We start from the raw sequence: 14,060 nt of genomic DNA on the forward strand, positions 1-14,060 counted from the left end.
GTATAGGGTCTTCAACCAAAGAGGCCGGACAACGATCCGGATAGATAATTTTGTGTGTGCCTGTGAGCACAGTGAGGAAAGGAAAAATGGGGCAATTAACACGTTTCGCACCGGTGCCCGCCGGTTTGTGCTGCAAAGGTATTGGTTATGGCGCGACGCAGTCGCAAGTTATCTCTGGTGCTGTTACAGCCACCTCTTCTCATCGTGATTCAGGCGAGTCCTGTATCCATTCATTTGTTTTCGGTGCGTATGCTCCTGCCGTGATGAACGGAGGTGTGCGTCATGTCGCTTGATTCTCAGCTGCCTAATGCTGGCGCAAAACGTGCTCAGTTAAAAAGAACGCTCACGCTGTGGCCTGTCGTTATGATGGGGCTGGCGTACATGCAGCCGATGACCATTTTTGATACCTTCGGTATCGTGTCTGGCCTGACCGACGGCCATGTGGCAACGGCCTATGCGTTTGCGCTGGTCGCCATTCTGTTCACGGCGCTGAGCTATGGCAAACTGGTAAAACGTTTCCCGTCTGCGGGTTCTGCTTATACCTACGCGCAAAAAGCGATCAGCCCGCACGTCGGGTTTATGGTCGGCTGGTCGTCACTGCTGGACTATCTGTTCATGCCGATGATCAACATCCTGCTGGCGAAAATCTATCTGGAAGCGATCTTCCCCGGTGTACCGTCATGGATTTTTGTGGCGGCGCTGGTCGGCTTGATGACGCTGTTTAACCTGCGTGGTATCAGTCTGGTTGCTAACCTGAACGCCATTATCGTGGTGGTGCAGGTTGCGATCATGGCGGTATTCCTCGGTCTGGTGATTCACGGTGTTTATCTGGGCGAAGGGGCCGGTACGCTGACCAGTACGCGTCCGTTCTGGTCTGAGAACGCCCACGTGGTGCCGATGATCACTGGAGCAACCATTCTCTGTTTCTCGTTTCTCGGTTTTGACGGCATCAGCTCGCTGTCGGAAGAAACGCAGGATGCAGGTCGGGTGATTCCAAAAGCCATCTTCCTGACGGCGCTGATCGGCGGGGTGATTTTTGTTGCCGTGGCGTACTTCCTGCAACTGTATTTTCCGGATATTTCGCGCTTTAAAGAGCCGGATGCGTCTCAGCCGGAAATCATGCTGTATGTTGCGGGTAAATTCTTCCAGTCCGTTATTCTGGTGTTCTCCTGCGTCACCGTACTGGCATCCGGTATGGCGGCACATGCAGGTGTGTCTCGCCTGATGTATGTCATGGGGCGTGATGGCGTATTTCCTGAGCGCTTCTTCGGCTATATCCACCCGAAATGGCGTACGCCGTCTTTGAACGTCTTGCTGGTTGGCGCCATTGCACTGTCTGCGGTGTCGTTCGATCTGGTGACGGCGACGGCGCTGATCAACTTCGGTGCGCTGGTGGCGTTTACGTTCGTGAACCTGTCGGTCATTTCACAGTTCTATATTCGTGAACGCCGTAACCGTACCGTGAAAGACACCATTAACTTCCTCGTACTGCCCGTGCTGGGTGCTCTAACGGTAGGGGCGCTGTGGGTGAACCTGGAAGCGAGCTCGATGACGCTGGGTCTGGTGTGGGCAACGATTGGATTGCTCTATCTGGCGTTTGTGACACGCAGTTTCCGTCAGCCAGTACCGCAATGTAGCGAAGAACCGGTTTAAAGTTAAACCGACGACACGCCAAAAAGAGAAAAGCGGAGCCACTGTGCTCCGCTTTTTTATGGCTTTAAGCGGCTATCTTAGCCCACTAGCTCCTGCGCATAGGCGTACAGCGCTTTTAGCTGTGCCATCTTCTCTTTATCGTCTTCGTGCAGTTGATACAGATTGCTGAGTTCTGACAGATAGTCCTGCAAGCGCTCCGGCGTAAAGACCGCACGCCGATGCTGCAACCAACGCTGCTGTTCGCGGTCGTCCAGCGTGCCGGGGAAATTGCGGGCGCGATAGCGGAAGAGCAGCGGTTCCAGACGATTATCGGCAAACGTGAGATCCAGTGCGGGCAGGTTTTGCGGGGCAGTCTCCTGAATAATCTTCATCGCCATACGGTCAGCATCGCCAAAGAAGCCATCATAAAGCCGTAAATCGACATCATCAGATGCGGTGAACGCGGGGGCTTCCGCAAACAGCTCCACCACTTTTTCCCTGACGCTCGCGTTGCTACGCAGCAGTGCGAGATTGTCCAGACAGCGTTGACGATCAATGCCTAATCTTTCCGCATCTTCCGGTCGTAAGGTATTGGCTGGTGCTAAGACCGGACATTTATTGATGTGCACCAGCTTGAGTGGAACGGCACTCTGATCCGCCTCCAGCGCATCCCGGCGGGTGTATAACCGTTCACGCAAGGCTGTGCTGTCGAGCTCCAGCAGCGGCGTCATATCGCCCGCCAAATCGCACATGATGACCGCATTACGGTTGTCCGGATGCCAGGCGAGTGGAACAACCCAACTGGTGTTGCTCCTCGCCGCGCCAAACATGCCCGACACGTGAACGAGCGGCTTCATTTGCGGGATATCAATCAGCGCGGAAATTTTGTTTTTGTTACGTAGCGGGAACAGATACTCAAACAGTTTAGGCTGCGCCTGCTTGAACAGCTTCGCCATAGCGATGGTGGCATAAACGTCGGACATCGCATCATGCGCCTGCTCGTGCGAAATACCGTTGGCTTTCGTCAGATGTTCAAGGCGGAAACTGGGCAAGCCGTCATCGTTTTCCGGCCACACGATGCCTTCAGGTCGCAGGGCATAGCAGGCGCGTAACGCATCCAGCAAATCCCAGCGGGAATTGCCGTTTTGCCAGCTGTAGGCGTAAGGATCGTAGAAGTTGCGATAGAAAATATTGCGGCTGACTTCATCATCAAAGCGAATATTGTTGTAGCCCATAATACAGGTGCCGGGCACGCTGAACGCGTCGTGGATCTGACGAGCGAACTCCGCCTCATTGACGCCTTTTGCCAGCGCAACCTGTGGCGTAATTCCGGTGATCATCACCGCTTCTGGTTCCGGCAGGTAATCATCCGCCGGACGACAATAAATGACTAGCGGCTCACCGATAATATTGAAGTCCATATCGGTACGGACACCCGCAAACTGCGCAGGGCGATCGCACGCTGGATGTTTACCGAACGTCTCGTAGTCATGTATGAAAAAAGTGGGTTGTGTTTTCTCGGCCATATATGCAGTTAGCTACGTGTGCGCGCTGAGCCTGAAATCAGGCAAAACAATCTGGAAAACCGCAAGGATACCATTGAATCAACTTTTCTGTGGCGCTTTCCTGATTTGCACCACTTCCCTGACTTACATCAATAGGAGGGTAGACAGAATCGCTAGGCATGACTGTGTCCATTCGGTTACAATTTTCGTTTTAATGCGAATGATAATTAAATTCTTTATTGCCGCGTAGCGTCCGCTGCGGGGTGGCATTCGGCAACAAACAGCGAAATGGAGAACACACTTATGCGGTTAAATGCGGTGCGATTGAATGCAGCGTTTGCAGTGAAGGCGACGTTATTGGCATCTATGTTTGTTCTGGCCGGCTGCGATCAGCAGGCATCGTCTTCAGAAGGAAGCCACACGGTCAGCATTGAGCATGCGCAGGGCACCACTCAGGTTCCACAGCCGCCGAAGAAAGTGATGGTGTTTGATCCTGCCTCATTGGATACGCTGGATGCGTTGAAGGTTGAAGGGATTGCCGGTGTACCAAAAAGCAGCACGCCGCTGCCCGCGTTTTTATCAAAATACAACAGCGATACTTACCTGAACGCCGGGACGCTGTTTGAACCTGCCTATGAAGCGCTCAGCAGCGCGAAGCCCGATCTGATTATTGCCGGTGGACGTACGCGCGACGCCTACGAAAAGCTGAGCGGTATTGCACCGACGATCTCGATGGATGTGGATGAGCACCAGTTTATGACGAGCTTTATCCAGCGCATCGAGCAACTGGGCACCATCTTCGGTAAAGAAGATGACGCGAAGAAACAGATTGATAATTTCAAACATCAGATCGCCCAAACGCGCGCTAAAACAGAAAATGCAGGTAATGCGCTGGTTCTGATGGTCAGCGGCGGCAAAATGTCTGCCTACGGCCCTCAATCGCGTTTCGGCTTCGTGTTTGATGAGCTGGGTTTTAAACCCGCGACTGAGTTCCCTGAGTCTGGGCGTCATGGCAACGTGGTGACCTCAGAATTCTTACTGAGCGTGAACCCAGAATGGCTGTTCATTCTCGATCGTGACAGTGCGATTGGTCGCCCGGGTGGAGAATCAGCCCAGCAGGTGCTGGATAATCCGCTGATTCACAAAACCAACGCCTGGAAAAATAATCGCGTGATCTACCTGGATTCTGCATCGCTGTATATCGCTGGGGGGCTGCAAAGCTATAAAAACCTCGTGAGTACCGTCAGTGACGCGTTAGATAAGCAATAACGGCAGGTTACGGCAGAATCAATGAAGTCTTTTTACTCTTCGCTGGGTCTGGTTTTTCTGGCCTGCATGATCGTTGTCAGCCTGTTTGTTGGGGCAGGGCAACTGAATATGCAGGCTGTGTGGAACGACCCAGAAATGCGCGATATTTTCTTTATCAGCCGCGTTCCCCGCACGCTAGCTTTGCTGCTGGCAGGCAGCGCCATGAGTGTGGCTGGCCTCATCATGCAGTTGCTGACGCAAAACCGTTTTGTTGAACCGTCTCTGGCGGGGACAACACAGTCGGCTAGCTTAGGTTTGCTGGTGGTGATGATCGCCGTGCCCGGTGCGACGATTTTCACCAAGATGGTGGTAGCGAGCCTGTTCGCTTTAGCCGGTACCTTCCTGTTCATGATGCTGCTACAGCGAATTGTGCTGAAATCCGCGCTGGTGGTGCCGCTGGTTGGCATTATGCTGGGTGCGGTTATCAGTTCAATCACCACGTTTGGCGCGATGTATTTTGATCTACTACAGGCGCTTGGCAGTTGGGAATCGGGCGATTTCTCCGGTGTCTTGCAGGGGCGTTACGAGCTGCTCTGGCTGGTTGGTGCGTTAACGCTGGTAGCCTGCTGGATCGCTGACCGCTTCACGGTCGCAGGCATGGGGCGCGAGTTCTCCGTCAATGTCGGCCTTAACTATCGGCAGGTGATGCTGATGGGGCTGAGCATTATCGCCATCGTCAGCGGCGTAGTGGTCGTGGTAGTTGGTAGCTTACCGTTTATCGGGCTGATCGTGCCGAACCTGATCAGCATGATGATGGGCGACAATGTGCGCAAAACCATCCCGTGGGTGTGTCTGCTCGGCGGCGGTCTGGTGCTGTGCTGCGATATTATCAGCCGCGTGATTCGCTATCCTTTCGAGATTCCGGTGAGCGTGATTCTTGGCGTCATTGGCGCTGCCGTTTTCCTTCTCTTATTGCTAAGCCAGAAACGCCATGTCAGTCAATGAACGTAATACGGTGCTGACCGGAACCGTCAGCGAAAAACGTGCGGGGTTATCGCCGACGCAGCGGTTGATGTGGCTGGCTGTTACGGCTGTCGTGGTGATCGTGCTGTTTATGACCATCAATCTAGGCAGCAACCTGCGCTACATTTTGACGCACCGCGGGCTGATGCTGACGACGATGCTGCTGGTGGCGTTTGCTGCCAGTGCGTCGACGGTGCTGTTCCAAACGGTGACGAATAACCGGGTACTGACGCCGTCGATTATGGGGTTTGAAGCCCTGTTTATCCTGATTCAGTCCTCGCTGGTGTTTGTTTTCGGCATTAGCGGTATTCCGGGGCTGGGCGTTGAAGGCAAATTCGTTCTTGAGACGCTGCTGCTGATTCTCTTCTCCGCGCTGCTGTACCGCTGGCTGTTTACCGGCAGTCGCAATAACCTGCATCTGGTTTTACTGGTCGGGATTATCTGCGGCACGTTGTTTCGCAGCATGGCGGGCTTAATGCAGCGTTTGCTGACGCCCGGTGAGTTCGCCATCTTACAGGGGCGGATGTTTGCCACCTTCACCCGCACCGTGCCTGAACTGGTGGCACTGTCGGTTGGAATTACGCTGGTGGTCGCGGTGGTGATCTGGCGTATGCGCTTTCGGTTTGATGTACTGGCGCTGGGGCGTAATAACGCGATTAACCTGGGTATCGACTACAAACGCAGCGTCACGATCATTCTGCTGCTGGTTTCCGTACTGGTTGCCATTTCAACGGCGCTGGTCGGCCCGCTCACCTTTTTGGGCTTTATGGTTGCGAACCTAGCCTATTTAGTGATTGGTTCCAGCCAGCATCGCCTGTTGCTGCCCGCCGCTTTCCTGCTGGGCGTTATTTCACTGGTTGGTGGACAACTGGTACTTGAGCATCTGCTGGATATGTCTGGGGCGCTGTCGGTCGTGATCGAATTTGTGGGTGGATCGCTGTTTATTGTGTTGCTACTGAAAAAGGTTTCCGTGTGATTGAGATCGGCAATGTAACCAAAGCGTATAACAACGTTAAGGTATTAGATAATGTCACCGCGACGGTGCCTCGTGGTGGCGTCACGTCGATTATCGGCCCGAATGGGGCAGGGAAGTCGACATTGTTGTCCATCATCAGTCGCCTGCTGGATGCGGATCGCGGACAGGTAAAAGTCAACGGCATGGACGTGATGACCACACCAAGCGATAAGCTGGCGACGTGTTTGTCCGTGTTGCGGCAGGAAAACCAGTTTACCAGCCGCTTAACGGTAGCGGAGCTGGTGGGGTTTGGTCGCTATCCCTATACCAAAGGGCGGCTGAATGCTGACGATCGTGAACGCATCAGCGCCGCGCTGGCGTTCCTCAACCTGACCGAATTGAAAGATCGCTTTTTAGATGAGCTTTCCGGTGGCCAACGCCAGCGAGCCTATGTCGCGATGGTGTTGTGTCAGGATACGGAATACGTGTTGTTGGATGAACCGCTGAATAATCTGGATATGAAACACGCGGTGGCGATGATGAAACAGATTCGCCGTGCGGCCGATGAACTAGGCAAAACCATTGTGCTGGTTATCCACGATATCAACTTTGCTTCCGCCTATTCGGATTACATTATTGCGATGCGCAAAGGGCGGATCATCTACACGGGAAAACCGGAAGACATCATGGTGTCCGAGGTGTTGGAAGATATTTTCGATACCGAAGTGGCCATCGAGCAGGTTCATAATCAGTGTATCGCGGTATATTATCGATGACAGATTATCCGCTTAGCGAGGTGTTAGCACAAAGGGCGTAAGCACCGCTTGAAAGACGCTGGGTATAACCTGTATGGTGAATACATAAAGAATTTATGTATGACTTAAGGTAAGGGTAAAAGATGGATAAGGACACTAAGCCGTGTTTCCAGGATGTGCTGGAATTCGTGCGCATGTTTCGTCGTAAAAACAAACTTCAGCGTGAAATCGTCGACAACGAAAAGAAAATTCGTGATAACCAGAAGCGCGTCCTGCTGCTGGACAACCTGAGCGAATATCTTAAACCTGGCATGTCCATTGAAGACGTGCAAAATATCATCGCCAACATGCGCGGTGATTATGAAGACCGTGTTGATGACTACATCATCAAAAACGCCGATCTGTCGAAAGAGCGCCGTGAGCTGTCTAAAAAGCTGAAAGCGATGGGCGAGGTTAAGTAACCTGACGCATCGTTTTTACTGTAACCAACGTTACGGTAAATAGCGCCTGTAAAAGGATCGCTTCTGCGGTCCTTTTTCTTTTTAATCGCCTCATTATTCACTTCCTTCTTTGCAATCAATTTTCCGTCAATTATCGCAGTATCAAACACCTGAAAAACTGGAATCCAGCTCGCACGCTGAATGGCATTGTTTGCAATTTAGTCGTTTTCTTGCGAAGCGTTTCCCTACCTGAAGTTTTCGTCCTATTGCATCAGTTTGAGTTACTGCAACATGCTAGGACGAACCACAGGGAAGAGGGAAGGCTGTGTCATGGCAAAGGACGATGTCAGTAAAAGGGATGATGTCAGTAAATAGTCTGGCTTGGGCGAGCGTGCTGGGTATTTTGCCGTTGCTTTTCTTACCGCAGATTCCCACGCAAATGCTGCTGTGGTGGGGCATTGGGCTATCCACCTGTGTGATGTTGGTAGGATATCGTCACGCGGGGATACGCTGTGTGGCGCTTGTTGCCATGAGTTTTTGCTGGGCCTTGTTGAATGCTCAAACTTTACTGTTACAAATCGAGCGCGTTACGCAGGGTAAGGTTAACGCTGTCGTGACGATCAGCAGCATACGATTCAATGAGCAGGATGAGGATGGGATCACGGTTCGGCTGGAAGAGATCAATCAGCGCCGGATCTTCCCTCCGTTATATGCTCAACTGACCTTATCACCGGCTATGGAAAACTGGTGTGGTGGTCAACGTTGGGCAATTACCACCAGTTTACGACCTATTCACAGTCGACTAAATGAAGGCGGTTTTGATAGCCAACGCTGGGCGATAGCCAAACGGCAACCGTTGTCAGGTCGTGTGATAACGGCAAAGGCGGTTGATAGCCATTGTGACTTTCGCCAGCGCACGATTGTACAGGCGGAGCAGCAGGTGCAGGGATTAGCGTGGCGTTCTATTTTACTGGCGCTGACGTTTGGTGAGATGAAAACGGTTAGCCCAGAGCTCAAGGCGCTACTTCAGAATACCGGGACGATGCACCTGATGGCGATCTCTGGCCTCCATATCGTGCTTGCAGGTCTGGTTGGTTGGGGAATGGCGCGGGCGTTACAGTATGGCTTTCCCGTGCAGTGGATGGGCTATCGTTTCCCATTACTGACGAGCGCTGTGGTTGCCTGGGGGTATGTCTGGCTGGCAGGGGGAAATCCGCCTGCGGTACGATCTGCTCTGGCGCTTAGCGTATGGGTTTGCCTAAAAGTGTGGAACATCAACGGTTCAGCTTGGCAGGTCTGGCTATGGTGTGTCGCGTTGATTCTGGTCAGCGATCCATTGAGCGTACTGTCAGACAGTTTTTGGCTATCTTGCCTCGCTGTCGCATCGCTCATTTTCTGGTTTCAGTGGGCACCGCTTCCTCATCGGCTACAGACCCGACGGCGTTGGTTCTGGCTGCGCTGGATCCACCTGCAAATGGGAATCACGCTGCTATTGATGCCCTTGCAACTTCATATTTTCCACGGTTTCAGTATCACTTCGCTGCCCGCAAACCTTTGGGCTGTGCCTTTGGTGTCCTTCCTTACCACGCCGCTCATTTTGCTGGCATTGAGCACGCTGGCATTCGCGCCGCTGAGTGAAATGCTCTGGTGGCTGGCGGATATTTCGCTGCGTGTGGTATTCGCTCCGCTGACGTATCTACAGACGGGGTGGGTATATCTTGATGCATCGCTGCTGCTTGTGAGCGTCGCGGGCTGGGGCGCGGTTGTGATATGGCGCTTTAGCTGGTGGCGCGTCTATCCGATGAGTGTCAGTGCTCTGATTGTGGTTTTACTGGTTTTTCGCATAAAGACTGATGAGCCGGACTGGCGCGTGGACATGTTGGATGTCGGGCATGGTCTGGCGATTGTGATCGAGCAGCGTGGGAAAGCGGTGCTATACGACACGGGAAACCGTTGGGAAGGAGGCGATATGGCGACGCGAGAAATTCTACCCTACCTGCGATGGCGGGGCGTTGACGTGGAAAACATTATCCTGAGCCATAGCCATATGGATCACATTGGGGGGCTGAAAACGCTACAGGTGGCTTACCCTAGAGCAACGATATATAGCGCGACCAACGCGATGCATCATCGTCCTTGTTTACGCGGCGAACGTTGGCGTTGGCAGGATCTCACGTTTACGGTGCTGTGGCCGTTAGCGCTCGTAGAACGCGCGGAAAATAACGACTCCTGCGTTATTCGCGTTGATGATGGAAAATACAGCATCTTACTGACAGGCGATCTGGAGTCAGATGCGGAAAAGGCATTGATTAGGTTAGATCGCCATGCCCTGCGTGCGAATTTGTTACAAATCCCTCACCATGGCAGTAAGACATCATCATCGCCTGCCTTTATTCGTGCAGTTAATGCCGAGTTTGCTATGGCTTCTGCGGCACGTTATAACCCGTGGCGCCTGCCTTCAGTAAAGGTTGTTGAACGATATCGGCACTATGGCTACTCATGGCTGGATACTGCGTCATCCGGGCAGTTAAGTGCACATTTTTTCAGCGATTCATGGCACATTCTGCGGTTCAGGGATCACATATCGCCTCGTTGGTATCATCAGTGGTTTGGCGTAGGGCGGTATAATGAGTAAAATGGTCGGCTATTTCTTCCCGATTCAGGTTTACTACATGCTGAATGATAAAGATCTCTCCACCTGGCAGACCTTTCGTCGCCTCTGGCCGATGATCTCTCCTTTTAAGGCAGGGCTTGCTGCTGCTGCAATTGCACTCATTATTAACGCAGCCGGCGATACCTTGATGCTCTCCCTGCTTAAACCTTTGTTGGATGAAGGGTTTGGCAAAGCGGAACGTTCCGTATTGCTCTGGATGCCGCTGGTCGTCATTGGGTTGATGCTAGTAAGAGGGGCATCAGGTTTTGTTTCCAGCTATTGCGTTTCTTGGGTCTCCGGCAAAGTGGTGATGAATATGCGCCGCCGCCTGTTCTCCCATATTATGGGTATGCCGGTGTCGTTTTTCGATCAGCAGTCAACAGGTACGCTGCTTTCTCGCATCACCTACGATTCAGAGCAGGTCGCGGCATCGTCGTCAGGTGCGTTGATTACGGTTGTCAGAGAAGGGGCCTCAATTATCGGCCTGTTTATTCTGATGTTCTACTACAGTTGGCAACTGTCCATCATTCTGATTGTGATTGCGCCGATCGTATCGATTGCCATGCGCATGGTGTCCAAACGCTTCCGCAATATCAGTAAAAATATGCAGGATACGATGGGGCATGTCACCACCAGCACGGAGCAAATGCTTAAAGGCCACAAAGAAGTGCTGATGTTTGGTGGTCAGGAAGTAGAAACCAAGCGTTTTGATCAGGTCAGCAACCGGATGCGTCAGCAGGGCATGAAAATGGTGTCCGCGTCGTCGATTTCCGATCCTATTATTCAGTTGATTGCTTCGCTGGCGTTGGCCTTTGTACTGTATGCCGCCAGTTTCCCCAGCGTGATGGAAACACTAACTGCGGGGACGATCACGGTGGTGTTCTCTTCCATGATCGCACTGATGCGTCCGTTAAAATCACTGACCAACGTCAATGCGCAATTCCAACGCGGTATGGCCGCGTGTCAGACGCTGTTTGCGATTCTGGATATGGAGCAGGAACGTGACACGGGCAAACTCGACATCGAACGTGCGAAAGGTGAACTCGAATTCCGTCAGGTAAATTTCGCTTACCCTGGAAGAGAAAATCTAGCGCTGAGAAATATCAATCTGCATATCCCCGTGGGTAAAACGGTGGCGTTGGTTGGTCGCTCGGGTTCCGGTAAATCAACGATTGCCAGTTTGATCACGCGTTTTTACGACATTCAATCCGGTGAAATTCTGCTCGATGGTCACGATTTACGTGAGTATCGCCTGTCCTCCTTACGTAATCAGGTGGCGCTGGTTTCTCAAAACGTCCATCTGTTCAACGACACGATAGCAAACAATATCGCCTATGCCCGCAATGAGCACTATAGCCGCGAGGAAATTGAGCGTGCGGCGACAATGGCGTATGCGATGGATTTCATCAACAAGATGGAACACGGTCTGGATACGGTCATTGGTGAAAATGGCGTGATGCTTTCCGGCGGGCAGCGCCAGCGTATCGCAATTGCCCGTGCGCTGTTGCGGGATAGCCCGATCCTGATATTGGATGAAGCGACGTCGGCGCTGGACACGGAATCGGAACGTGCCATTCAGGCTGCCTTAGACGAACTGCAAAAAGATCGTACTGCGTTGGTGATTGCACATCGCCTTTCCACGATTGAAAAGGCGGATGAGATTCTGGTGGTTGAGGACGGCAGAATCATTGAGCGTGGTAATCATGCTGCGCTACTGGCGGAGAACGGTGCCTACGCTCAGTTACATAGAATGCAGTTTGGCGAATGATTGAACGTATCTGGTCTGGGCAATCACGGCTCTATTGGCTGCTGCTGCCGCTTTCGTGGCTATACGGACTCATCACGTTTCTGATTCGCCAGAGCTATCGATGGGGATGGCGGAAAAGCTGGCGTTCTCCCGTGCCCGTCGTGGTTGTGGGGAATTTGACGGCAGGTGGCAATGGGAAAACACCGGTCGTCATTTGGCTCGTCGAACAACTGCAACGCAGAGGTTATCGTGTCGGCGTAGTATCACGTGGTTATGGTGGGAAAGCTGAACGTTATCCGCTGTTGCTGGATGAGTCGGTCACGACGGCGCAGGCTGGCGATGAACCGGTGCTGATTTTCCAGCGTACCGGTGCGCCCGTGGCGGTCGCTCCCCGTCGGCGGGATGCCGTGAGCGCATTATTGGCACAGTACACGCTAGATATGGTGATCACCGACGATGGATTGCAGCACTATGCGTTAGAAAGAGATATCGAACTGGTTGTGATTGACGGGATGCGGCGTTTTGGCAACGGATGGTGGCTGCCTGCGGGCCCAATGCGGGAAAGAGAAAGCCGTCTGGCATCGGTGGATGCCGTTATTGTTAACGGCGGGACGCCGAGAACAAACGAGATAGGCATGACACTCACGGTGGGTATGGCGGTTAACTTGCTTTCTGGTGAGTCACGACCGCTGAACCAGTTGCATGATGTCGTTGCGATGGCAGGCATCGGGCATCCTCCGCGTTTTTTTGCTACGCTGCGCGATGCTGGTGTTAGCATTGCACGTGAAGTTGCCTTTGCTGACCATCAAGCGTACCAGCCAGAACAGCTCGACTCGCTGACTCAGGGTGCGACACAGCCGCTGCTAATGACGGAAAAAGATGCCGTAAAATGTAAGGCATTTGCTCAGAGTAACTGGTGGTATCTGCCCGTCGATGCCGTGCTGGCTGAGCCCTACGGCACGCAATTGCTCGACAAACTGGAACATGTGCTTAATCGGAATACGGGTAACAGAGCATAAATTGGTCTGCTATCACGGTTTCAGATATCCCTTGTGGATATCACCTTATTATTAGATCGCTGCTGTAGCGAGAAAGAACATGCCGGTCATCGATCGGTCAAAGATGGAGGAAGCATGGATCACCGTTTACTTGAGATTGTTGCCTGTCCGGTTTGTAATGGTCGGCTGTACTTTAATAAAGAGAAACTGGAACTGATATGCAAGGCCGATGGTTTGGCCTATCCGGTTCGTGATGGTATCCCTGTGCTGCTGGAAAACGAAGCGCGTAAACTCGGGGCTGATGAGATAACACAATGACCTTTACTGTGATCATTCCTGCGCGTTTTGCGTCAAGCCGCCTGCCGGGTAAACCGCTGGCGGATATCAATGGTAAACCTATGGTCGTCCATGTGATGGAACGGGCGCTGGAATCGGGGGCGCAGCGCGTTATTGTGGCCACCGATCATCCGGACGTCGAGGCGGCCGTGCAGCAAGCGGGCGGTGAAGTCTGCCTGACCCGCGCCGATCATAATTCTGGTACAGAGCGCTTGGCTGAAGTCATTGAACGTTACGGTTTTACCGATGATGACATCATCGTGAACGTTCAGGGCGATGAACCGCTCATTCCTTCGGTTATCATTCGTCAGGTGGCGGAAAACCTCGCTGCCAGTAAAGCAGGAATGGCGACACTGGCGGTGCCGATTGAAACCAGTGAAGAAGCATTCAATCCGAATGCGGTAAAAGTCGTTACCGACGCTGAAGGATACGCGCTGTATTTTTCCCGTGCGACGATTCCCTGGGACAGAGAGCGTTTTGCTCAGTCTAAGGAAACCATTGGCGATCACTTCCTACGCCATATCGGTATCTATGCATACCGTGCGGGCTTTGTACGTCGTTATGTCAGTTGGGCACCGAGCCAACTGGAGCAAATCGAATTACTGGAGCAACTGCGCGTGCTGTGGTACGGCGAGAAGATTCACGTTGCGGTCGCCAAAGCCATTCCTAGCGTCGGCGTGGATACCCCAGAAGATCTGGCCCGTGTGCGGCACGTCATGGCGAGTCAGTAACACCTGCCACACCCGCCTGTTATAAGCACGTCATGGG

Annotated in this window: 13 protein-coding genes; 12 read left to right on the plus strand and 1 reads right to left on the minus strand. The window is 52.7% G+C overall.

All coding sequences use genetic code 11. The features are described from left to right. The first annotated feature begins 86 nt into the window (after positions 1–86). Complete coding sequence (locus H0248_RS15530; protein WP_095994372.1) at positions 87–293, plus strand: hypothetical protein; 207 nt, start codon at positions 87–89, stop codon at positions 291–293. Then, the gene (locus H0248_RS15535) at positions 283–1,653 is read left to right on the plus strand and encodes an APC family permease (RefSeq protein ID WP_180786582.1); all 1,371 of its coding nucleotides are present in this window, start codon (positions 283–285) and stop codon (positions 1,651–1,653) included. The genes H0248_RS15530 and H0248_RS15535 overlap by 11 nt, the downstream gene beginning before the upstream one ends. Positions 1,654–1,730: 77 nt before the next feature. On the opposite strand, the gene sbcB is transcribed toward H0248_RS15535, so the two are convergent. Further along, on the minus strand, positions 1,731–3,158 hold the full coding sequence (sbcB, locus tag H0248_RS15540; protein ID WP_180786583.1) for an exodeoxyribonuclease I: 1,428 nt from the start codon (positions 3,156–3,158) through the stop codon (positions 1,731–1,733). 303 nt (positions 3,159–3,461) lie between these two features. Between sbcB and H0248_RS15545 the strand changes: the two genes are divergently transcribed. From H0248_RS15545 to kdsB, 10 genes are all read left to right on the plus strand, one after another. Next, positions 3,462–4,406 (plus strand): siderophore ABC transporter substrate-binding protein, encoded by a 945-nt coding sequence (locus tag H0248_RS15545; protein ID WP_374705277.1) that lies wholly within the window; start codon positions 3,462–3,464, stop codon positions 4,404–4,406. Between the two features lie 21 nt (positions 4,407–4,427). Further along, a complete protein-coding gene (locus H0248_RS15550; protein WP_180786585.1) occupies positions 4,428–5,390 on the plus strand; it encodes an ABC transporter permease in 963 nt (320 codons plus the stop codon). Then, positions 5,377–6,384 (plus strand): iron chelate uptake ABC transporter family permease subunit, encoded by a 1,008-nt coding sequence (locus H0248_RS15555; RefSeq protein ID WP_180786586.1) that lies wholly within the window; start codon positions 5,377–5,379, stop codon positions 6,382–6,384. Before H0248_RS15550 ends, H0248_RS15555 begins: the two co-directional genes overlap by 14 nt. Next, positions 6,381–7,139 (plus strand): iron ABC transporter ATP-binding protein, encoded by a 759-nt coding sequence (locus tag H0248_RS15560; RefSeq protein ID WP_180786587.1) that lies wholly within the window; start codon positions 6,381–6,383, stop codon positions 7,137–7,139. Before H0248_RS15555 ends, H0248_RS15560 begins: the two co-directional genes overlap by 4 nt. A 122-nt stretch (positions 7,140–7,261) precedes the next feature. After that, positions 7,262–7,579 (plus strand): PTS system regulator TmaR, encoded by a 318-nt coding sequence (tmaR, locus tag H0248_RS15565; protein ID WP_005967626.1) that lies wholly within the window; start codon positions 7,262–7,264, stop codon positions 7,577–7,579. A gap of 340 nt (positions 7,580–7,919) precedes the next feature. Further along, complete coding sequence (locus H0248_RS15570) at positions 7,920–10,193, plus strand: ComEC family protein (protein WP_180786599.1); 2,274 nt, start codon at positions 7,920–7,922, stop codon at positions 10,191–10,193. A gap of 37 nt (positions 10,194–10,230) precedes the next feature. Then, complete coding sequence (gene msbA / locus H0248_RS15575; RefSeq protein ID WP_180786600.1) at positions 10,231–11,979, plus strand: lipid A ABC transporter ATP-binding protein/permease MsbA; 1,749 nt, start codon at positions 10,231–10,233, stop codon at positions 11,977–11,979. Beyond that, positions 11,976–12,977, plus strand: coding sequence for a tetraacyldisaccharide 4'-kinase (lpxK, locus tag H0248_RS15580; RefSeq protein WP_180786588.1), 1,002 nt, complete (start codon positions 11,976–11,978; stop codon positions 12,975–12,977). The genes msbA and lpxK overlap by 4 nt, the downstream gene beginning before the upstream one ends. A 114-nt stretch (positions 12,978–13,091) precedes the next feature. After that, a complete protein-coding gene (locus H0248_RS15585) occupies positions 13,092–13,274 on the plus strand; it encodes a Trm112 family protein (RefSeq protein ID WP_011094100.1) in 183 nt (60 codons plus the stop codon). Beyond that, the gene (gene kdsB / locus H0248_RS15590) at positions 13,271–14,023 is read left to right on the plus strand and encodes a 3-deoxy-manno-octulosonate cytidylyltransferase (RefSeq protein WP_102116294.1); all 753 of its coding nucleotides are present in this window, start codon (positions 13,271–13,273) and stop codon (positions 14,021–14,023) included. The genes H0248_RS15585 and kdsB overlap by 4 nt, the downstream gene beginning before the upstream one ends. The last annotated feature ends 37 nt before the right edge of the window (positions 14,024–14,060 follow it).

It is taken from the genome of Pectobacterium brasiliense (genome assembly GCF_013449685.1).
Lineage (GTDB): Bacteria > Pseudomonadota > Gammaproteobacteria > Enterobacterales > Enterobacteriaceae > Pectobacterium > Pectobacterium brasiliense_A.

Coding starts and splice junctions, on each gene's coding strand:
- H0248_RS15530 (WP_095994372.1), top strand. CDS start 87: ATGGGGCAATTAACACGTTTCGCACCGGTGCCCGCCGGTTTGTGCTGC.
- H0248_RS15535 (WP_180786582.1), top strand. CDS start 283: ATGTCGCTTGATTCTCAGCTGCCTAATGCTGGCGCAAAACGTGCTCAG.
- sbcB (WP_180786583.1), bottom strand. CDS start 3,158: ATGGCCGAGAAAACACAACCCACTTTTTTCATACATGACTACGAGACG.
- H0248_RS15550 (WP_180786585.1), top strand. CDS start 4,428: ATGAAGTCTTTTTACTCTTCGCTGGGTCTGGTTTTTCTGGCCTGCATG.
- H0248_RS15555 (WP_180786586.1), top strand. CDS start 5,377: ATGTCAGTCAATGAACGTAATACGGTGCTGACCGGAACCGTCAGCGAA.
- tmaR (WP_005967626.1), top strand. CDS start 7,262: ATGGATAAGGACACTAAGCCGTGTTTCCAGGATGTGCTGGAATTCGTG.
- H0248_RS15570 (WP_180786599.1), top strand. CDS start 7,920: ATGTCAGTAAATAGTCTGGCTTGGGCGAGCGTGCTGGGTATTTTGCCG.
- msbA (WP_180786600.1), top strand. CDS start 10,231: ATGCTGAATGATAAAGATCTCTCCACCTGGCAGACCTTTCGTCGCCTC.
- lpxK (WP_180786588.1), top strand. CDS start 11,976: ATGATTGAACGTATCTGGTCTGGGCAATCACGGCTCTATTGGCTGCTG.
- H0248_RS15585 (WP_011094100.1), top strand. CDS start 13,092: ATGGATCACCGTTTACTTGAGATTGTTGCCTGTCCGGTTTGTAATGGT.
- kdsB (WP_102116294.1), top strand. CDS start 13,271: ATGACCTTTACTGTGATCATTCCTGCGCGTTTTGCGTCAAGCCGCCTG.